Annotated in this window: 17 protein-coding genes; 9 read left to right on the top strand and 8 right to left on the bottom strand. The window is 63.7% G+C overall.

Annotated elements, in window-relative coordinates; translation table 11 throughout:
• Positions 1 to 54 precede the first annotated feature (54 nt).
• Positions 55 to 2,661 carry a hypothetical protein gene (locus HMPREF9237_RS02310; RefSeq protein WP_016442111.1) on the bottom strand — a complete coding sequence of 869 codons (2,607 nt, stop codon included), beginning with the start codon at positions 2,659 to 2,661 and terminating at the stop codon, positions 55 to 57.
• A 414-nt stretch (positions 2,662 to 3,075) separates the two neighbouring features.
• Between HMPREF9237_RS02310 and HMPREF9237_RS02305 the strand changes: the two genes are divergently transcribed.
• Complete coding sequence (locus HMPREF9237_RS02305) at positions 3,076 to 3,621, top strand: DUF4232 domain-containing protein (protein WP_016442110.1); 546 nt, start codon at positions 3,076 to 3,078, stop codon at positions 3,619 to 3,621.
• Positions 3,622 to 3,629: 8 nt separating this feature from the next.
• Here the strand turns inward: HMPREF9237_RS02305 and HMPREF9237_RS02300 are convergent, their stop codons facing one another.
• Positions 3,630 to 3,881, bottom strand: a complete 252-nt coding sequence (locus HMPREF9237_RS02300; protein ID WP_231366651.1) for a type II toxin-antitoxin system Phd/YefM family antitoxin — start codon at positions 3,879 to 3,881, stop codon at positions 3,630 to 3,632.
• Between the two features lie 110 nt (positions 3,882 to 3,991).
• On the opposite strand from HMPREF9237_RS02300, the gene HMPREF9237_RS02295 reads away from it, so the two are divergent.
• From HMPREF9237_RS02295 to mtnN, 4 genes are all read left to right on the top strand, one after another.
• Positions 3,992 to 5,212 (top strand): hypothetical protein, encoded by a 1,221-nt coding sequence (locus HMPREF9237_RS02295; protein ID WP_016442108.1) that lies wholly within the window; start codon positions 3,992 to 3,994, stop codon positions 5,210 to 5,212.
• Positions 5,209 to 5,403 (top strand): type II toxin-antitoxin system HicB family antitoxin, encoded by a 195-nt coding sequence (locus HMPREF9237_RS02290; RefSeq protein WP_016442107.1) that lies wholly within the window; start codon positions 5,209 to 5,211, stop codon positions 5,401 to 5,403. Before HMPREF9237_RS02295 ends, HMPREF9237_RS02290 begins: the two co-directional genes overlap by 4 nt.
• Positions 5,404 to 5,845: 442 nt before the next feature.
• A complete protein-coding gene (locus HMPREF9237_RS02285) occupies positions 5,846 to 6,301 on the top strand; it encodes an S-ribosylhomocysteine lyase (RefSeq protein ID WP_039898539.1) in 456 nt (151 codons plus the stop codon).
• On the top strand, positions 6,298 to 7,719 hold the full coding sequence (gene mtnN, locus HMPREF9237_RS08800; RefSeq protein ID WP_016442105.1) for a 5'-methylthioadenosine/S-adenosylhomocysteine nucleosidase: 1,422 nt from the start codon (positions 6,298 to 6,300) through the stop codon (positions 7,717 to 7,719). Before HMPREF9237_RS02285 ends, mtnN begins: the two co-directional genes overlap by 4 nt.
• Positions 7,720 to 7,815: 96 nt before the next feature.
• On the opposite strand, the gene HMPREF9237_RS02275 is transcribed toward mtnN, so the two are convergent.
• Complete coding sequence (locus HMPREF9237_RS02275; protein ID WP_016442104.1) at positions 7,816 to 10,038, bottom strand: S9 family peptidase; 2,223 nt, start codon at positions 10,036 to 10,038, stop codon at positions 7,816 to 7,818.
• An 18-nt stretch (positions 10,039 to 10,056) separates the two neighbouring features.
• Between HMPREF9237_RS02275 and HMPREF9237_RS09420 the strand changes: the two genes are divergently transcribed.
• Entirely contained in the window at positions 10,057 to 10,239 is a 183-nt protein-coding gene (locus tag HMPREF9237_RS09420) for a hypothetical protein (protein WP_155875781.1), read from the top strand.
• A gap of 310 nt (positions 10,240 to 10,549) precedes the next feature.
• Here the strand turns inward: HMPREF9237_RS09420 and HMPREF9237_RS09170 are convergent, their stop codons facing one another.
• The 3 genes from HMPREF9237_RS09170 to HMPREF9237_RS02265 form a co-directional block, all read right to left on the bottom strand.
• The gene (locus HMPREF9237_RS09170; protein ID WP_016442102.1) at positions 10,550 to 11,275 is read right to left on the bottom strand and encodes a hypothetical protein; all 726 of its coding nucleotides are present in this window, start codon (positions 11,273 to 11,275) and stop codon (positions 10,550 to 10,552) included.
• Positions 11,276 to 11,317: 42 nt separating this feature from the next.
• Positions 11,318 to 11,455 carry a hypothetical protein gene (locus HMPREF9237_RS09415; protein ID WP_155875779.1) on the bottom strand — a complete coding sequence of 46 codons (138 nt, stop codon included), beginning with the start codon at positions 11,453 to 11,455 and terminating at the stop codon, positions 11,318 to 11,320.
• A 218-nt stretch (positions 11,456 to 11,673) separates the two neighbouring features.
• Positions 11,674 to 12,507 carry a ribonuclease H family protein gene (locus HMPREF9237_RS02265; protein ID WP_016442100.1) on the bottom strand — a complete coding sequence of 278 codons (834 nt, stop codon included), beginning with the start codon at positions 12,505 to 12,507 and terminating at the stop codon, positions 11,674 to 11,676.
• Positions 12,508 to 12,687: 180 nt separating this feature from the next.
• On the opposite strand from HMPREF9237_RS02265, the gene HMPREF9237_RS02255 reads away from it, so the two are divergent.
• Genes HMPREF9237_RS02255 through HMPREF9237_RS02245 form a run of 3 tightly spaced genes read left to right on the top strand, consistent with a single transcriptional unit; the run spans position 12,688 to position 14,991 of the window.
• Entirely contained in the window at positions 12,688 to 13,569 is an 882-nt protein-coding gene (locus tag HMPREF9237_RS02255; RefSeq protein WP_016442099.1) for a macro domain-containing protein, read from the top strand.
• Positions 13,569 to 14,723, top strand: a complete 1,155-nt coding sequence (locus tag HMPREF9237_RS08795) for a DsbA family protein (protein ID WP_016442098.1) — start codon at positions 13,569 to 13,571, stop codon at positions 14,721 to 14,723. The genes HMPREF9237_RS02255 and HMPREF9237_RS08795 overlap by 1 nt, the downstream gene beginning before the upstream one ends.
• 28 nt (positions 14,724 to 14,751) lie before the next feature.
• Entirely contained in the window at positions 14,752 to 14,991 is a 240-nt protein-coding gene (locus tag HMPREF9237_RS02245) for a hypothetical protein (RefSeq protein WP_016442097.1), read from the top strand.
• Between the two features lie 79 nt (positions 14,992 to 15,070).
• On the opposite strand, the gene HMPREF9237_RS02240 is transcribed toward HMPREF9237_RS02245, so the two are convergent.
• Both HMPREF9237_RS02240 and HMPREF9237_RS02235 read right to left on the bottom strand, forming a co-directional pair.
• Entirely contained in the window at positions 15,071 to 16,822 is a 1,752-nt protein-coding gene (locus HMPREF9237_RS02240) for an ABC transporter ATP-binding protein (RefSeq protein WP_016442096.1), read from the bottom strand.
• On the bottom strand, positions 16,819 to 18,864 hold the full coding sequence (locus tag HMPREF9237_RS02235; protein ID WP_016442095.1) for an ABC transporter transmembrane domain-containing protein: 2,046 nt from the start codon (positions 18,862 to 18,864) through the stop codon (positions 16,819 to 16,821). Before HMPREF9237_RS02235 ends, HMPREF9237_RS02240 begins: the two co-directional genes overlap by 4 nt.
• Between the last annotated feature and the right edge of the window lie 512 nt (positions 18,865 to 19,376).

Below are 19,376 nucleotides of genomic sequence, written 5' to 3'. Positions count from 1 at the left end.
CTGCCATTGCGGGGCAGCGCTCCTTCGACCGCGCGCAGCGCTGTGTTATTTCGGTTATTTCGCAGCGTGCCGGGCACGGGAACGGCCCATGACTACCGCCCCGCCAGCAAGAAGCAAGACGGTGGCCGCGCCGATGGAACCGAGAGCTTCGCTACCGGAGGCGGCCAGGGCCGGTTTCGCGGGAGCCTTGGCGTGGGCGGACATATCCGGGCGCACAGCCGGTGCGACGGGAGCTTGCGGCTGTGCCTGAGGCGCCGCGGGCTTCGCCGTGGGAGCCGTAGGAGCCGTGGGAGATTCGGGCTGCGCCGGGGTGCTCGGCTTGGTATCGGGTTTCGTCTCCGGCTTCACTTCCGGCGTGACGTCCGGTTTTACCTCCGGCTGGTCGGGCTTCACTTCCGGCGTCCCGGGCTTGGGACTGGGGGCGTCCGGCTTGACCTCGGGCGTGCCCGGCTTCGTTCCCGGCTGATCAGGCTGGTGCGGTTGTTCCGGTTGCGGAGCCGGCTTCACGCCCGGAGCGTCCGGTTTCGGGGCGGGCGGCTTGGGCGCATCAGGCTTCGGGGCCGGGGTCTGCTGGCGGGCCAAGGTGAGTTGCTGTTCGGCGGCATGCAAGGCGACAGTTGCCGCGCCGAGCTTTTTCTGCGCTTCGGCCTGCGCGGACTGTGCTTGCTGCGCTGCTTCGCGCGCCACGGTGACCGCCTGAGTGGCTTTCTCATGCGCGGCCCGGGCCTGCTCCGTCTTTTCAGCGGCGAGCCGAGCCGCCTCGGCCGCCTGCTGCAGGTGCTCCGCGCGCTCGTCGTACTTCTGCGCTTCGGCAATCAGGCGCTCTAGCTGAGCTTGCTGCTGCGCGGCAGCCTTCTTCGCATTATCCAGGTTGCGAGCGCTTTCCTTCTCAGCTTCCCGCGCGGCTTCCAGCTTCACCTCCGCGGCGCGCATATCCTTCGTTGCCTGGAGAGCCGCCTCGCGCGCGGCGCTCACGTCTGACTTCGCCGCGGCGAGCTTCTTTTCCGCTTCAGCCCAGCCCGGCTTCAGCTTCTCCACCCGCCCCTTGAGATCCGCGAGTTTCTTAGCCGCTTCGGCGTGCTTCTCACGCTCGGCATCATGTGTGCTCTGCGCAGCCGTTACCTTTTCTGCTTGGGCAGCCTTGGCTTTCTCCAGCGCAGCGTTCGCCTCGGTTAGTTTCTGCTGCGCTTTTTGCAGCTCCTTGTGAGCCTGGTCAGCCGCGGTACCCGCCTGCTGCACGGCAAGTTTAGCTTGGATAGCATCCGCCTTCTTGCGGTTTACTTCTGCGGTGAGATCCGTAGTCGCTTGCTGGGCATCATTCAGTTTTTGCGCAGCATTATTCTTTTCGACGACGGAGGCATCATGCTCCGCCTCCTTTGCCTTGTGTGTATTAATTGCGGCATCGCGCTGAGCAGCCAAGGCATCGTAGGCGTTCTTCGCCTCGGTGTAGCCCTTCTGCTTTTCAGCCACCGTAGCTTCCAGCTTTTTCAGCTCGGCTCGATGCTCTGCGAGACGGTCTTGCAAGGTTTTCTTCGCCTGGGGCGGAGCGGTTGTAAGCGCCAGCTCAACCTTCTTGATGTCTTGTCGTTTAGCTGCTTCCTTATTTTTCGCCTCATTGAGAGCCTTTTCGGCATTATCCATCGGAGTCTTGAGCTTTTCTGCAGCCGCTTTCTTCTGGTCGAGATCATTCTTTAGCTGCTCAAGTTCCCCAGCGAGTCGTGCTTCGTCCTGATTTGCTTTTTCAACTGCGGCATTCGCGCCCTTATGAGCCTTCAGAGCATCCTGCAGCTTCGCCTCAGCAACCTGCTGTTCTTTCTCAACACGCTGCGCTTCTTGCTGCTTGGCATCCCGCTCCGCAGCCTTCTGCTCGGCGAGCTGCTTGGCCTTATTGACCGCGCCGGTTTCGGTATCAACCTTGGCCTTGTCATTCTTGAGCGCCTCATCACGCTCCGCTTCGGCCTTGCTCAGCTTCTCCCGCGCTTCGTCAAGCTTCGTTTGGGCGGCCTTTTCCGCATCCGCGAGATCCTTGACTTCCCGCTCCAGGCGCTTCTCATCCGCTTTGGCGGCAGCTTCAACTTCCTCAGCCTGCGTTAGTGCCTGGCTGGCAGCTTCTACACCCGCGGCCTTCTGCTGTGCCAGCTTCTTTTGCTCACCGAGTTTCTCCGTTGCCCGCTCCAGCTCGGCGGACGCTTCATCATGCTTGGTTTTCGCGGCAGCCGCTCGCTCGGTGGAATCCTGCGCCTGAGCGCTGGCTCCCTGCAACTGATTCTTGGCTGCCTCACCCGCTTCTTTCACTTCATCAGCGGCGCGCTGCGCGGCATCGCGCTCTTTCTGAGCCGCGCTGAGTTTATCTGCGGCTTCTTGGGTGGCAGTAGCAGCTGCAGCCGCGGCCTTTTCCGCCTTCTTGAGGTCATCTTGCGCGGTGGAATTTTTCTTGGCAGCCCGCTCGAGTTCCGCCTGGCGATTCTGGACTTCAACCTGCGCCGCGGCTACGTTCTGTTCGGCTTCCTCCACGCTCAGCGCGGGGCGCGCGGCATCGGCCACAGGAACCTCGCCCGCTCCGGAAACCGGCTGGGCCTGCGCAGCGCCAGCCGGAACAAGTGCAACGGCTACCCCGGCGGTGAGAGCGGTAGCTACGACGCGGTGAGTCTGGGACCTCATCGTTATCCTTTCAAGGAATATACATCTAAGTGAGAGTGGCACCCTTTGCCAGGGCCACGATTTTACGGGGAACAGTTAATGGCAGAAAAGCTAGATTCGGCTTGGAATTTTCTGGGATTTTCTCGGGAATGCCACCGCATTTTCGCCACTCCACCCCACAATGCCCGTAAATAAGCGGATTATTGGTTAATTGCCATTATTTACACAGTTCCGCGTTATTACTCATTTAACTAACGGCCGGGCCTTCTGGCCCATGCCACACCAACCCACACCAATCCATTTTGTGGCGCAGATTACTTTCAAGTCATAGACTGGCGTGGTGAGGGTTCGCTCGTAGGCCGGGTGGCGCCCCGCTGCTGCGGCGTCGTACCTAAAAACTACGCTGGTACACACGCACACATGAAGGAGGCAACCATGAAACGTTTGGTGCTTGTAACCGTAACCTGTGCCGCGGCGCTGGTATTCAGCGCATGTTCGGGCAGCGCCACGCAATCCGCACCGCCGGACGCCGTGAACACACCCGCAAGTGCCCCCGCGAGCGCGGATTCACCCTCCCGCTGCGCGCCCGCAGAAATGGACACCACCCTGGGCGATAGTGACGGTGCGGCCGGGCATAGGTATTACGTACTGCGCGTGGAAAACACCGGTAAAGTGCCGTGTTTCATTCCGGCACAGCTCGAGGTGACACCCATCAGCGCCAACGGGAATATGTTCACCGAGCCGGCGCCGGCGAACAGCGCGACCGGGGCGGATGTGGTACTTGAGCCAGACGAGCGGATCGCCATGGAAGTGGACACCATCAATCCCGGGATTGTGTGCCCGGAGCGGACGGTGTGGGACCTCAATCTTGCGGTGGGGTATACGGGCACCAGCGTGTATTCCGTTTCCCACGGGGAGCAGATGAATTCGTGTTCGTCCGGGCAGTCCACGGTGAAGGTTGGGGATTTTGAGGTGGAGTAGGCGCCGAACTACTCGGCAACCTCGGAGAGTGGATGCTCACTCCCTCCGCCCGCCTCAATCCGCTCCATCGCATCAAGCAAACGCCGAGCATTGCGCGGCGAGCGCATGAGGTAGACCGTTTCGCGCAGGGAGGTGTATTCGTCCAGCGAGAGAATAACCGCAGGTTCCTGGCCGTTCCGGGTGATAATCACCGGTTCACAATCATCAACCACGGACTGCAAAACGTTCGCGTAGTTCTTCAGCGACTCTGAAGACGTCATTGTTTTCATTGCGCACCCCGAATGTATCCGTGCTATCTACCCGTAGAATAACAGCTGTGCAGTGTTGCACAATCCTGGCACCACGCCCGCCGATCCGCGAAGGAGAACCCATGAAACGATTCGTTCCCTCAGCCCTGGCCCTCGCGAGCGCCTTCGCGCTCACGCTCGCCGGATGCACGAATTCTGACGGTTCGGCCGCGTCACCCGATTCCAGCGCACCGGCCGCGAGCGCCAGCGGCGCCGGTGGTTCGAGCGGCACCGCCACCGCTGCACCGGCTCCCGAATTCGCGGCCCTGGCCAGCTCAAACCTGGCACTCCCCGATTACCTGGCGCGAGCGGTCCGCGACGGCGATGGCACCTACCCCGGCAAAGAACCCGCCCAGGTCACCGTGCCATTCACCAAGGGCACCGCACTCCTCCACGACACCGAGCGCGGCACCCCCGCGCGCACACCCGTCACCACGGGAGCCACCGGCGCCACCCCGAGCACAAACCTCTTCGAAATCCGCATGGACGATCTGGGCGCCACCACCCTGGGCGGGGTGCCCGTGCGCGGCGTGATTTTTACGAGCAGTATCCGCCGCACTGGGGCCGAAGCTGCGCCGGAAACTCCGTCGGTCACCTTCGCGTGGTACGACGGCGCCAACCAGCCTATCGCCCAGATCATGCCCGAGGATTACCGGCACGGCAGCGCGCACGCTCCCCGAATCGACGTCGTGGATATGCAAGCGGACCAGATTTCCCTGAGCTGGGCGCCGCTGGATAGTTTTGGCGGGCAGGCCAGCGTGCGTGGGCGTTTCACGTGGAACGGAAGCGCGTGGGTCCAGGATCAGGTCGAGTACACGCTGGCCGATGGCAGCGTCGTCGTGCAACCGAAAAACGCCGAGCTGGAAGCGCTCGCAACAGCAGAAAAGGCGCGGGAGGCCGGGATGTCCGGCGAGCTGGCCGGGCGTGTATTCACGGCGGATACCCGGATCGCCGGGTGTTCGCTGCGCGGGCCGGACTCGATCACGTACTTCCCCTACGCCTCCTTTATTGCGGATAACCGGGCGGATGCGGCGGCGGGCAGCGACGCGAAGGCCTCGGCGGGCGAACGCGGGCGCTCCTACTGGATCGGGGAGCCCGCGGAAACCACGCCGGCCGCAGCCACCGATATTCTGTGCGCACTGGATGGAAACGAGTTCGCCATTTTAGGCGGCAACCGCCGCGAGGCCGCCCAGCTGGTCCCCGAAACCCCGACCAAGCGCTTCGACTCCTACCTGGTGCTGGAAGGTAACCCGGCCGGCGAGGCGCGGTTGAAAGAAATCGTTGCTGCTGAGAATGAATCATGAGCGCATACACTGCACGCGCTACCCCCGAGGACGGCTGGTGGGTAGTCGAGGTGGACGAAGTTCCCGGGCTCTTTACCCAAAGCCAAAACCCGGAGGATATTCCGGATTTGGTGCGTGATGCCCTTGCGCTCTTCCCCGAAGCGGAACGGAATCCGGCTAGCGCCCACGTTCGCGTTATCCTGCCGGACTGAGCCAGCCCGCGGCAGACATGGCGAAGGCCGGGGGTCCACGCTCCCCCGGCCTTCTCAAGACTCTCGCGCTAGAACCGAGGATGGAATGGGAACCATCCGGGTTCATCTTGGCTGCGACTGAGCCTGTCCCCAGGAGATAACCAGTCTCCCGGCAGCGGAACGGGTCCACGCCTCCCGTTGCTTTCCGCTGACATGTTCTATATAACCGGAGCTTCCCTAAAATACCATGCACCAAGGCTGGAATTTTCCTGGGAATCTGAGACCACTTCGCCGCACTTTCCAAAGCTGGATACAATAGCCGTTGTTTGTAACACGCCGGGCGGACCAGCCAGGCCCAGCAGAGCCCAGCGAAGATCCGCCAGGCCCGCGCGGGACCCGTACACACGGCCCCACCCCGGCCCACACAAGTAGCGTTCCAAAGAAGGGAAGAGCCGTGCCGCATATGAACGTCGAGTCCTTCAACCTCGACCACCGGAAAGTTTCCGCACCCTACGTGCGGGTTGCCGATATCAAACACCTGCCGCACTGCGACGTCCTCACCAAATACGACATCCGCTTCTGCCAACCCAATAAAGAGCACCTGACCATGCCGGTCATCCACTCCATCGAACATTCCTTCGCCGAATACTCGCGCAATCACAGCGATGCCGTGATCGATTTTTCCCCGATGGGCTGCCAAACCGGCTTCTACCTGCTGCTCGCCGCCGAACCGGACGTACCCGGCACCTGCGAACTAGTGGAACAAACTTTCCGAGACATCCTAGCCGCCACCGAAGTCCCGGCCGCGAACGAAGTCCAATGCGGCTGGGGAGCCAACCATAACCTCAAGGCCGCCCAGGAAGCGGTAGCCGCCATGCTCTCCGGGCGCGCGACCTGGGAACAGGTGATGGCCAAGTGAGCCGCGCCCGCTCCCTCGCCCCCGGCGGCACCCGGCTGCGCGCCCTCATCATCGCAGCTCAAGACGAAGAAATCGTGCCGGTCCTCGCCGCCCTACGCGCCGAACCTTTCTGCGCCACCACCCCGGCCACCGCCGAATCCCTCCAGTCCATCTTCCCCACCGAGCTACGCGGGGCATCCGGCGTGAACGTACCCACCAACCTCGGCCCGATGCTTTGCCTGCGCACCGGCATCGGCCTGGTCGCCACCGCGAGCGCGCTCGGCTGGGCACTGTCACGCTACCGCCCCGAGGTCATCATTTCGGCCGGGTCCGCCGGCGGCCTGGCTGCTGATATCCGGGTGGGCGACGTCGTCGCCGGAACCCGCTACCGCTACGGCCGCGCGGACGCAACCGTCTTCGGCTACGCACCGGGGCAAGTTCCCGGCGCACCCGAATTCTTCGAAGGCGACGCCGCCCTCCTCGCCGCGGTCCCGGACAATGCGCGGCGCGGCGAAGTCCTCTCCTCCGACGCTTTCGTCACGGCCGCGAACGTGGAAGATACCCGCACCCGTTTCCCGGACGCCCTGCTCACCGATATGGAATCGACCGCCGCCGCGCATACCGCCGCGCTCGCGGGGATTCCCTTCCTCACGATCCGCTCCGCCTCGGATCTATGCGGCCCGCAGGCCGGGATCGACTATCACATCGGTATCGACGAGGCCGCCGACCTTTCCGCCCGCGCGGTCACGGCCACCCTCGCGCGCCTGGCGGAGACTTCGCCGTGGCACGGCACCGCCACGGGCGGCGCACGCGCTCGCAGCTTGCCGCCGCGTTTCTCGCACCTCGCCCTCGAGGCCGCGATTCTTTACGTTTTCGGCCGTGTTCACACCACTGAGGGCGACGACGCCGCGGCGCCCGTCGCCCCACTTGACGCGGAGATGGTTGCGGATGTGCGCAGGGCGCTCGGGGATTCCGCGCTGGACGCGGACGAGGTGCTCGCGTGCATTGCCCGGGCCCACAGCGCGATTGCGGCCGATCCGCAGCTCACCCTCACGGCAAAGCAGTACGACGCCGAACGCCTGGCCGTCACGGAACTAACAGGAGCGGAATCCGGGCGCGGAAAACTCACCTGGCCGCCCACCTCGCAAACCGTGATCAAGCGTTTCTCCGGATATTGGAACGAAGCGCTCCAGGCGGTCGGGCTGGCGGTGAGTAGCGGGCGCAAGCGCGGTGCTTTGAAATTCACCACCCAGGATTATGTGGATGCCTTGCGCAGCCACGCTATCGCGGCGCGGCGCAATGGCAAGAACGTCAGCTACAACGGGTATGTGGAGTGGCTGGCCGATTCGGGTAACCAGGGCACCTATCCCTCCGGGGCCGCGATTCGCCAGCGCTTTGGTTCGTGGTCCGCGGCGCTGGCCGAAGCAGGGATTAGTTAACCGGCGCGATCGCCCGTCATGGCCCGGCCCCGTTGCCGTAACGGGGCCGGGCCGCTCGCGTTGCGCGGCGGACGTGCGGCGCGGCGCGCGGCGCGCTTAGTACACCTCGGTAGCGCCGATCTGGTCGAGCATCCACGCTACCTCTTCGGCACGCTCCCTCCAGGCGTCATAGCGCCCGGTTTTCCCGGCGTGCCCGGCAACCATTTCGATGCGCTCCAGAATGGGGCGCTCCGGGCTGGGCTTGGTTTTTTCACGCAGCACCTGGACCCACTTCGTGGGCTCCACGTAGAGCACCCGAATATCGTTGAGGGACGTGGTGGCCAACACCGCCGGATACTCCACGCCTTCGCGCACATTCTCCACCGGGCTGTACTCCTTCATATAGGCGTATACCTCCGGGGAGACCACCGGGTTGCCCCATTCTTCCCATTCGCCCACCGTCAGCGGGAGTTCCGGTTTGAGGATCGTGGTCAGCGCATCCACGAAAGGCACCGCGGCATGCACGGCTCGGAAAAGTTCGGGGGCCTGGTTGATCGCCGCACCGATGAGCAAACCACCGGCGCTGCCGCCTTCCGCCACGAGGCGATCAGGTGCCACCCAGCCGGAGTCGATAAGCCACCGCGCCGAGTCCACGAAATCGTTAAATGTGTTTTTCTTGCGGAGGAGTTTGCCGTCGTCGTACCACCGGCGCCCCAGTTCACCGCCGCCGCGGATATGCGACCACCCGATCACGACACCGCGATCCAGCAAGCTCAGGCGGTAAATGGAGAAATAGGGCTCATTCGACACTTCGTAACTGCCGTAACCGTAGAGGTAGCCGGGGTTGGTGCCGTCCGGGTGGATATCGGCGCGGCGCACCACTGTGAGTGGGATCCCCACGCCATCGCGAGCGGTCACCCACACCGCGTCCTGGGTGTAGAGCGAAGGATCGTAGCCGGGAATATCGAGGGTGCGCAGGACCTCAATATCGCCGGTGCGCGGGTCGAATGCCTTCTGGGTGGGCGGCTCCAGGATGGACTGCTCGGTGAAGACCACCCGGGAGGTGAACCAATTGCCCTCCGGATAGGTTTCCACGAAGCTGCCCTCGCCGGTGGGGATGGCCACCGGGGCGCACCAGCCGTGGTGGGTGGGCGCCGCGGCCGGCGTTACCGCCGCCGGTTGGGTGGGCGCCGCGGTGGCGGCGTCGTCGTTCCCGGAAACGGACGCGGCAACGGAGGTGACCGCTGCGGGCGGCGTCGAACCGATAGCACTGGCGGCAGAAAGTGGACGCTCCCGGCGCATGACCCGCAGCTGCGTTTGGCCTTCGGAGCGCATTGAAATAACGGCGTGGCCGGCGTAGGCCTCCACGTAATCGACGCGCTCGCCTTCCTCGGGCACGAAAACAGGATCCCACTCTTCCGGGGTGGAGGTGCGCAGCGGCGCGGAAGCCACCTCGAAATCAGGGCGGTTGGCGTTGTGGACGATAAGGACCTGGTCGCCGGCCGGTTCGGCGGTGTATTCCAGGCCCTCGCGGCGGTCGAGGATCTTGACGCGCTGCTCAATATTTTCCGTGGAAATGAACCGCACATCCGAAGAGGTCACCGAGGCGGAACGGATAATAATCCACTTGCCGTTGCGGGATTGTTCGTGGTCGACGGAGAAACGCTCGTCGTTTTCTTGGAAGAGGACCGTATCGTTGAAATCGCCGATGCGATGGAGGTTGACCTGCCACTGGCGCCAGGAATCATCCACGCGAGAATATGCGACCGCGCTGGAATCGGCCGTCCAGGCCAGGCCGTAGCCGATATCGCGCACCGAATCGTCCACGATCTGGCCGGTTTCGATATCGAAAATACGCAGGGTGAAATGCTCATCGCCGGTGAAATCCACGCTCATGGCGCCGAGCTTGCCGTCCGGGGAGGGCATGAATCCGCCGCAGAGGAAGAATTCTTCCCCGAGCGCGAGCTCGTTGCCGTCCCACACCGGGAATTCCGGGAAGGACGTGTTGAGATCCGGGCGGGTGGTGCCGCGCGCGGGGGTGCGGAACATCGCCGGATACTGCCGGTCCTGGAAAGTGCGCCGGTAGTACCACCAGTCTCCCACCCGGTAAGGAAGAGCGCGGTCAGCTTCCTTGGTGCGCGCCTTGAATTCGGCCACGAGGTTATCGCGTAGATCGCCAAGCCCCGCGGTTTGCTCCCGGAAATAGGCGTTTTCAGCGTCGAGGAGCGCGCGGACATCCGGATCGGATTTATCGCGCAGCCACTCGTAGTTATCCACGTAAGTATCGCCGTGGAAAGTGCGTTCGGTGGGGATCTTCTTCGCAATCGGGCCGATAGTCATGGAGGGATTCTACTGGAGATGAGGGTGTTGGTGCGCGGGGTGGTTGGTGGGCGCGGGCGGGCGCTGTTGCACGGTACCGTGCGTGCGGGCGTGTGGTGGTACGACGGCGCAGCTCAGGCCGACGGCGCAGCCGCCGGCCAGCGCGGACGTCGTCACGTTGTGGGCGGAAGGGAGCGGGATTCTCACGAACCTCAGCAATAACACCAGCATCTGGGGAGGTGGTATGTGTTGTCCGAGGTGTACTTCGCATGTACCACATCCGCAGTACACCCCGGAAAACAACCCGTGCCCTGCGGAGAAAATGAGGACCGGCCCTGGACTACTCCGAGGAGCAGCGGAACCGGTCTTGGTAAAAATAGCACACCACAGTGTTATAAAAATTACCCTAGACACCAGGAGTGTCGGGGGTGGTAGAATTGATTACGCAGAAGGTGGGAACAAGGTCTCCCATCATGTCCAAGGAGGGTCTAGCGGACGTAAGCGCCGCTAGGTCCTCCTTTCTAATCGCTTTTCACCTTGGTTTTTTCGCCAATTCGGCTCCCACTCTGGAGACACCTGTCAGCCAGTCTGCAATGGCCGGGTCAATGGAAGCAACAAGGTCAAAGGCCTCTTGAATCTGATGTTTGACGTTAACGTCGAGCAGTGGCTCAACGTGGGAAACTCGATTTCGAAGCCGATGAAGGTGAGCCACTCGCCAGAAAGTGATTGCCCCGTCCTCATCTTCTATATGAGGGAAAGCGTTACGTAAAGCTTCGTTCCAAAGCCTAGTTCGATTCACGTTTTGTGCAAGTTCAGGGTTTGCTCCGGGGAGATGATTGGGGAGTAGGTCACGCCACATTCCGAACATGATCTGTGACAACACATCGTCGTGAGTTACTACCTGTCCGTAGCGTCGGTGATTTGTTGATCGAGAACTCGCTTGGTTGATCGCTCTGCGCAGGGCGTCTCGACGTTTGAGGGAAGTCAAGGACCGTAAAGGCGCTGCAGGCTCCTGCAGTAACCAACTAGACGCGCCGGGAATATGATTCCGGTTCCAAATCTGCAGCTGACAGTCAATAGCATTGCGTAAAACCACTTCAGTGATACCAAGAACCGTTTGCACAGCCGCCGTTAACCCAGCATGCCAGATATACAGATTTAGTGCCTCTTTACGATTGCCCCCGCAGCGCTCCATGTAGGGACTCATTCGGGCACTGGAAAGACGCTCAATGACAATGGCGCGCCAATCATCTGTCATAGTCTCATTCTTCTCACGCGGGAATAAAGGCGCTATTTGGACTCACGCCTGGGCGGCTTCGAGCAGGTCACGAGCAGTTGAGTAGCTTTCTCCACTACCTGTTACGATCATCTCCTCAATTTCGTAAATGGCCAGCAAGCTCTCAGCATTGGGCTTCTGGCCTTCTTTTGGTAGTGGCATTCCTTGAGTAGACATAGTTCCCTCCCCGTTTCCCCTTGGTCCTTCCCGCGTTTTTCGTCCATCCTAGGCGGCCGCGGAGAGAGAAGGAAGAGGAGATTTTTCCGAGTTCTGGGTGGAGCTACGTATGGCCTGTAGCGGTGCAAGGTAAGTCACCGGCGGCCGGCCACGCACGGGCTTCCTGCGCGCAGATACCCGCACGTGGGGGCAGCTGCGAATGATTAGCCGCGGAGGGAAAACTCGCGGGAGCGGGTGACGGCAAGGGAGTCCACCAGCTCGTTGGCGGCATCGCCGGCGTGGCCCTTGACCCACTCCACTTCGGTGCGGCCGGTGCGGGCTTCGTAAAGATTAAGGAGGCGCTCGACGAGATCACGGTTCTTCACCGGTTTGCCGTCCGCCTTCTTCCAGCCCTTCGCGCGCCAGCCGCGCGCCCACTTCGTCATCACATTAATGACGTACTGCGAATCAGCACGAATAAGCAGCGGTGCCTGGGTGCCGTGCTGGGCCGCCACATATTCCAAACCCTCGATAAGCGCCGTCAGCTCCATAATATTATTCGTGGTGCGGGCCGCGCCTCCGCTGTTCCGCGCCCCACTGAGCTGCTCCACCCAGGCCCAGCCGCCCGGCCCCGGATTTCCCGAACATGCCCCATCGGTGGCAAGCACCGCGGCAAAACCCGGGCGTGGGCTGCCGACCGGGATACCGCCCCCGGCCGCCGGGGCTGGAGCGGGAGTGGCTGCGGCGTCGTCGTACCCCCCAAGCTCATCGTCATCCACGCCCGCAAGCGGCAACAAACCCTGCACCTCGTTATCCACAGCCTCCACGGCGCCAATGCCGCTCGCATCCGTATCCACAACCGCGCGCAGCAAGCGCTCGGAGTCCGCGTGCCACAGCGCCCCGCTTTCGCGCCCCTCATCAGCTAAACCGTGGCGGGAAGCGAGTGGGGAGGGCGCGGCGCCGTCGGCCAAACCTAAAAGTTCGAGGGCGGCGAGGGCAGTGAAGGTATCCGTGCCGCAACGTTCGGCCAATTCAGCGGTTGTTAACCAGGTTGTCATAGCTTTAGGTTAGCGTGCCGGGCGGCGCGGCCACGCATTCCCGGGGATACCGCGAAGTTATCCACAGGGGCGGGCGCGGGCGCACGCGGCCACGAGCCCTGTGCATACGCACACGAAAACCGCTCCTGCCCGGTACCCTTGTACTAGGGAACCCTGTTCGGACCCAGAATAAGGAGAATAATGCTCAACCTAGCTGAATATCGCGACGCCCTGAAGCTCGACGACGAGTGGCCCGCGCCCGCCGCCTCGAAGCGCACCGACCGGGAACTTTTTGAGATTGCCTTCGGCGGCCTAGAAGGTAACCTGGCGAAAATGACCGACCGGGAGCTCTTCACCGAACTCAACCACCGCCTCATCCAGCGCGATCCTGAAGAAGTCAGCGAGGAGGTCTCGCGCGCAATTGACGTGCTGCTCTACCGGCTGTCCGGGTACCTGGGGCGCACCGAGGCCCGCCACCTGGCTCGTATTTCTGACATGATGCCGGAATCCGAATACCCGGCCCGGGATAAGACCGTGATCTGGCGCGGGGATGCGCGGGAACTCGTGGTGGACGCGGTGGTCAACGGGGCGCGCCCCAACCTGCTGGGCTACCGCGATTACAATAAGCCCTCCATTGACCAGGCCATTCATGGCCAGGCTGGCCCGTGGCTGCGCAATGACTGCGCCACGCTGTACTCGATGTCGGATCGCGAACTGGAACCGGGCGAAGCGGTGCTCACCCGCGGGTATCGCCTGCCGGCGCGCTATGTGCTCCACACCCTGCCGCCCACGGTGGAAGGTGAGGTCACCGATGCGGATCGCGCGGCGCTGGCCAGCTGCTACACCCGCTGCCTCGACCTGGCTTCGGAGAAGGGCGATATTACTTCGGTGTCCTTCTGCTCGCTGGCCACCGGCCATTCGCATTTCCCCTTCGCGGAAGCCACGCGGATCGCGCTGGATACCGTGGCGCAATGGCTGCACCAGAATCCGCGCTCGAATGTGAATCTGGTGGTCTTTGATATCTTCGCTGATGAAGATGCGGAACATTTCGTGCGCACGATTGAGCGCTGGGTGGAGGAATAATGAGCCAGGGAACTCCTGACTCCGTGGATCGCGGCCAATCTGGGTTCCAGGGTCAGTACGGTACGCCCGCAGCGGCGGGTTCGGGTGCGGGCGTGGGCCCGGATCCGAACGCCGGTGCAGCCGCGGGCGGCGGTACTGGCACAGGCACCGGTACTGGCTCAGCTACCGGCACGGGCGCTGGTACCGGCGCCGGCCCGGCGTGGCCGCCTTCCACACCTCCCGCGCCTGCTGGGGAAGAAGAACAGCATCCCAGCAGCCGCGGATTCTGGGTGATGATCACCGTGCTGGCGATTATTGCCCTGGTAGTTTTCGCGGTGCTGCTGACCCTCGGTTCGTCCAACGGGCGTTTCGGGGGCGGCGCCGCACATCCCACCACAACAGCTACCGCGCCGGCCACTCCCGGTGCAGGCGGCGCGGGGCAAGACTCTCCGGGCCAGGGCGGGCCTGGATCCCTCCCGAATACCACGCCCGGACCCGTTGAGACGCGCTACACCCAGCTCGCCACGGAGCGTGGCTGGGTTGCCGGTCAGGATTACATTCCCACCCAGCCCGATGAGATTCGCACCCAGCTCCAGGCCCTGCCGCAGCTGGAAACTGCCTCCGGGCAAACCGCCGGGGACCCGAAGGCCCCCGTGCACGTCACGATCTACTCCGATTACGCTTGCAGTTTCTGCAATAAACTCCACGCCGAATCCGTACCGCAGCTCCTGGAGCTGGCCAAAAAGGGCGATATTTACCTCGCGTACGTGCAGGTGCCGATCTTCAAAGACACCGTGTCCAGTGATCGCGCAGCCGCCGCCGCGCACGCGGCCGGATTGCAGGGCAAGTTCTGGGAGTATTCTTCTCTTCTTTTCGACGGCGCAGCTGCCGCCGGCCACGACCCTGACAAAGCACCGTCGATGTTCTCCAACGAGAACCTCGACGCTTACGCCACCCAGCTGGGCTTGGACGTGGAAGCTTTCCGGGCCGCGCGTGACAGCGCGGAAACCACCAGCTTCATTGCCGCCCAAGAATCCTTGGGGCTAGAAACCCTGGGGTTGCGCGGCACCCCCGCGATTATTATCAACGGCACCGCGAGCACCGGCTACCAGCCACTCACCGCAATCACCAATACGATTGAGCTCGAAAAAGCGCTGGTAGACGCGGCGGGGTAACGGGCTGAACAGCTACGCGGCGCGCGATATGCTCGCCACCTTCACCACGCTGCCGGTGGTCCTCTCCGCCCCGCTGTTCTACGAGCTCAGCTCCGCGCCCGCGTACCTCCAGGTCATCGCGCGCTGCAACCCGCTCACGTATCACGTGCAGTGGATGCGCGCACCGGCGGCTGCGGATATCGTGTTCGCGCTTCTCTGGGTTGGAACGACGACGGCGCTAGCCCGCTACGCCCTCAGCCGCGCAGATAGGCTCAGCTCCGAGCGGTAACCTCCCCGGCCCGGCGGCGCGAAGCACAAACTAGAGCTGATCACCTCACGGAGCGCACTCGCGCCTCACCCTTTCATCCTCACACCTCCGGCACATCAACCGCCTGCCACATCTCCCACAGCCGGGCGTATTCCCCGCCGCGTTCGACCAGCTCATCGTGGCTGCCCAGCTCGGCAACCCGCCCGTCGATCATCACGGCCACCCGGTCCGCGGAATGCGCGCTATACAACCGGTGCGCGATGGAAATAACGGTGCGCCCTTCCAGCACCCGGGCCAGGGCGCGCTCCGCCGAACGCGCCGCATTCGGATCCAGCATCGCGGTGGCCTCGTCCAAAATAAGGATCTGCGGGTCCAGCACAATAATGCGGGCCAGCGCCAATTGCTGGGCCTGCGCGGGTGACAGCTCGCGCGCCCCGCCCGCCAGGCGCTCCTCCAAAGGCAGATCCAGTTCCACCGCCGCGAGCGCGGCCCGCATTTCCTCCTCGCTGGCATCCGCGCGAGCCATGCGCAGATTATCGGCCACCGTTCCCACGAACACGTGGTGCTCCTGCGTCACCAGCGACACCGTGGTATGCAGGTGATCCTCCCGGATCCGGGAAGCATCCGCCCCACCAATCCGCACCGTTCCCGATTCGGGGCGGTTAATTCCGGCGATCAGCCGGGCCAGCGTGGATTTCCCGGCCCCGGACGGCCCCACAATCGCCAGGTGCTCCCCGCTGCGCACCTCCAGATCCACGCCCTTAAGCGCGTAGGCGCGTGGCTCGCTGGGCCGGGCGTCGTCGTTAATGGTGCGGCCGTAACGGAAACGCACCCCGCGCAATTCAACATCGGTTCCGCGCGGTACGTCGGGGCGCGACTCCGGCGGCACCGTATCCACCCCGAAAATGCGGGCGAAGGACACCAGGGAATACTGGAGTTCGGTGATGAACCAGCCGAGTTCTTCGAGCGGGCCGGCTAGCTGGATCGCGAGCATCGTGACCGTGATGACCTGGCCGAGGGTCGCGGCGCCGCGCGGGATGAGCAGCGCGCCCACCAGGGGCGTGACCAGGACCGGCAGCCACACGGTGAGCGCCACGCCGGCGCGGAACAGCCATACAATCCCCGGGCCGTAGGTTTCCACGCGCACGTGTTCCTCGATGAAGGTGTCCAGGCGCCCGAGGCGCACCCGCCCCAGGTTGAGGGCGTCGACGGTGGTTTTTTGGGTGACGGTTTCGGAAACCGAGCCGGCGAAAGCCGCGCGCACCGCGCTCCCGGACTGGAAAACCGGGACGATGCGGCGCAGGAACCAGCGCACTACCGCCGTGACCAGCGCCGTGAGGAATAGCGTCCAGCCGAGGGCCGGGGCCGCCAAGAGCGCCGCGCCCAGCGAAACGCACACGGTGGTCACCAGCACCACGAGACTGGAAATTCCGCGTTGGATGAAGAATTGCACGCGGGTGATATCGTCCGTGGTGCGGCCGAGGAGATCGCCGGAGCCGGCGCTTTCCACCAGGTCAAGGGGCAGGTGGGTGATGCCGTGCACCACGCCGTCGCGCAGCTGGGCGAAGACCCGGTTGCCGAAGTATTCCGCGCGCAGATCCGCGAGGAAGGTGAACAGCGTATGGACCGCGACCGCCCCGAGCATGAGGGCGATGAGCCCGGCCGCGCGGCTCGCGGCTTCCGGGTGGCCGGCGATATCGATGGCGCGGCCGATCACGATGGGTGAAATGACCGCCGCGATGGCCGCCACTAATTGCAGGCCGACGACCAGGCTGAATTCGCCCAGGCGCCCGCGGACAATGCGCGCCAGGGCACGCACGGAAAAACGGCGCGATGCGATGGGAAGGATCATGCCAGCTCCTCTCCGGGTTGCGGGGTTTTCGCGGCGGCGCGGTTTGCGGCGGCGGGCCGTGCCGCGGATCCGGTTTCACCGGGTTGCGGTTCTTCTCCGGTTTCCCGCACCACGATGCGGCGGTAGTCCGGGTGGTCGAGTAGGTGCGCGTGCGTGCCGCGCGCGATTTCTTTGCCGTCGCGAATAAGAACGACGACGTCAGCCACCCCCAGCACCAGCGGGGATGCCGAAACGACTACGGTGGTGCGCCCTTTTCGGGCTTGGGATAGGGCCGCGGCGATACGAGCCTCGGTGTGGGAATCCACCGCGGAGGTAGGGTCCACGAGGATGGCGATGTCCGGGTCGCTTGCCAGCAGCCGGGTCAACACCAGGCGTTGGCGCTGGCCACCCGAAACATTGCGGCCGCGCTCGGTGACGGTGCCGTCCAAGCCGCCTAGCGAATCCACGGCATCACGAGCCTGAGCCGTGGCCAGCGCCCAGGTGAGCCGATCATCGGCACTGGTATCCGCCGGGGCATGCTGGTGGCCGGCCTGTCCGCTCGAATAGTCCTCGAAAAGCTGGGCGAGGGTGCGGGCTGGCACCTCCGGGGCGTGCTCGCCCTGGAGGTTTTCGCGTAGAGTGCCAGCGAAAAGATCGGCGACCGGCCCCGAGTAGCGGATATGGGCGCGTAGTTCGTCCAAGGGAATATCCGCGGCGCGGGCTTCGCCCGGGGTGGGCGCTTTGCCGGCGGCGGGCCCTTCGCCCGGCTCACCGTTAGCTGTCGGAGCGGGCCAGCGCAGGCGGATATCGGCGTCGTCGTTCATCCGCGCGAGCCGCGCCGCAATCGCGGTGCCCTCCTCCACGTTCGCGCCCACCACGGCGGTGAAGCGCCCGGCTTCGATGTGCAGCTCCGCCGCGGCGTCGTACAGCGAAACCGCGTGCCAGGCAGGCGGGATCACGGTGCCGGTATCGGGCAGGAGCGGTTCGGCCGCGAGCGCGCGGGTAATTTTCTTGGCGCTCACCCAGGCAGCCACCGCAGTTGCCGCGAAGCTCGCGAACATGATGATGGGCATGGAGAGGATGGCGCAATAGCCGGCGAACGCGAAGAGTTCGCCGGCGGTGAGGTGCCCGCTGAGCAACATACTCACGCCCACCGTCACGATGACCGCCTGGAAAATAAGCGGGCCGCCGTTGGTCACGGTGGACATGAGGGCACGCGACGGGGCGGCGTCGAAACCGGCCTTTTTGACCGCTTCCGATTGTTCGCGGTAGCGCGCATTGTAGTAATCTTCCCCGCCAACGCCGCGCATCACCCGCAGCCCGACCACGCCGTCCGTGGCCAGCGTGGTCAGTTTGCCCTGTTCTTCGCGCAACGGTTCACGCCATTTGGCCATGATACGGGAAATCCAGGAGACAACCGCCATAACCAGCGGCAGGCCGATAATCACCGCGAGGCCAAGGGGCACGCTCATCCGCATCATGAGCACCGCCACCAGCCCGAAGGAGAGGAACGACGCAATCGTGGCCGGCGTATTAATGAGCATCGAACCGACCATATAGGTATCCGAGTTGAGCACGGAGACGACGTCGCCCGTTTGCATCTCCAGATTGGTGCGGCGCGGGAAAAGCCGGGCGGCGAGGGTGCGCTGCGGATGGATCATTGCCCGCATCCACAGCATATTTTCGGGGATTTCCGTGCAGAGCGTGAGCGCGAGGATAAGAGTGGCGACGACGAAAGCCCCTGCCGGAGCGAGGAGCTCAGCGGTGATACCGTGCTCCAGCCCGGAATCTAGCATTTTCCCGACGAAGTGAATTTGGGCCACGCTGGCCACCGAGGTTAGGCAAGCGATCAGCGTGGTCAGCGCGATCAGCCCGGCATTTTCACGGGTGATGGCGAGGAGGAATGCGAGGGGCCGGTTCGGGTAGGCGTGGATATGTTCCTCAGAAAAGCGCAGCGAGCGCGGGCGGAAGGCGGCGAAGCGGGAAATATGCGGGGTGGGTTTTGGATGCGTGGCGGAAGCGGAACGCGTAGCGGATGTGGACGCGGCCGATGGCTGGGTCATGGGATTCCTCAAGATGCTGTGGTTCGAATATTCCGTGGAGGTGGAGCAGAGCACGCAAAAATTGCGGGGGTACGAGGGGTGAGCGCGAGTGCGCCAATGTACCTACCGGTGAGTGTTGCGTGCGTGACCTGGCGTGACTGCCGCGCTTCAACGCGAGGCGCCACGCCGATCTACAGGAATAGTTGAATGCCCATGGGTGGAATCGTAGCACAGAAATTCCGGGCGCCGAGCGCAGCCCCGGTCGGTAGCAGCATGCCCGGAAGCGGAGCGTTCCGCATACCGAGCGCCAGATAAGCCAAGCGTTTCGCGAGTCGAGCGAGCCATAAGCCGGGTGCCCTATGATCCCCCATAACTCGAACCTCAGAATTCACACCAGCACCTGGGGAGGAGGCATGTGTTGTCAGAGCTGTACCTCGTATGTACGACATCGGCAGTACATCCCGGAAAACACATACCAGGTTCGGCGGCCTACGCGCTCGCGATATTGCCCGCGCGCGTACCAGAATCCAGCA

This window comes from Actinotignum schaalii FB123-CNA-2 (assembly GCF_000411135.1).
GTDB classification, from domain to species: domain Bacteria; phylum Actinomycetota; class Actinomycetes; order Actinomycetales; family Actinomycetaceae; genus Actinotignum; species Actinotignum schaalii_A.
This window is presented reverse-complemented; position numbering and strand designations above follow the sequence as displayed.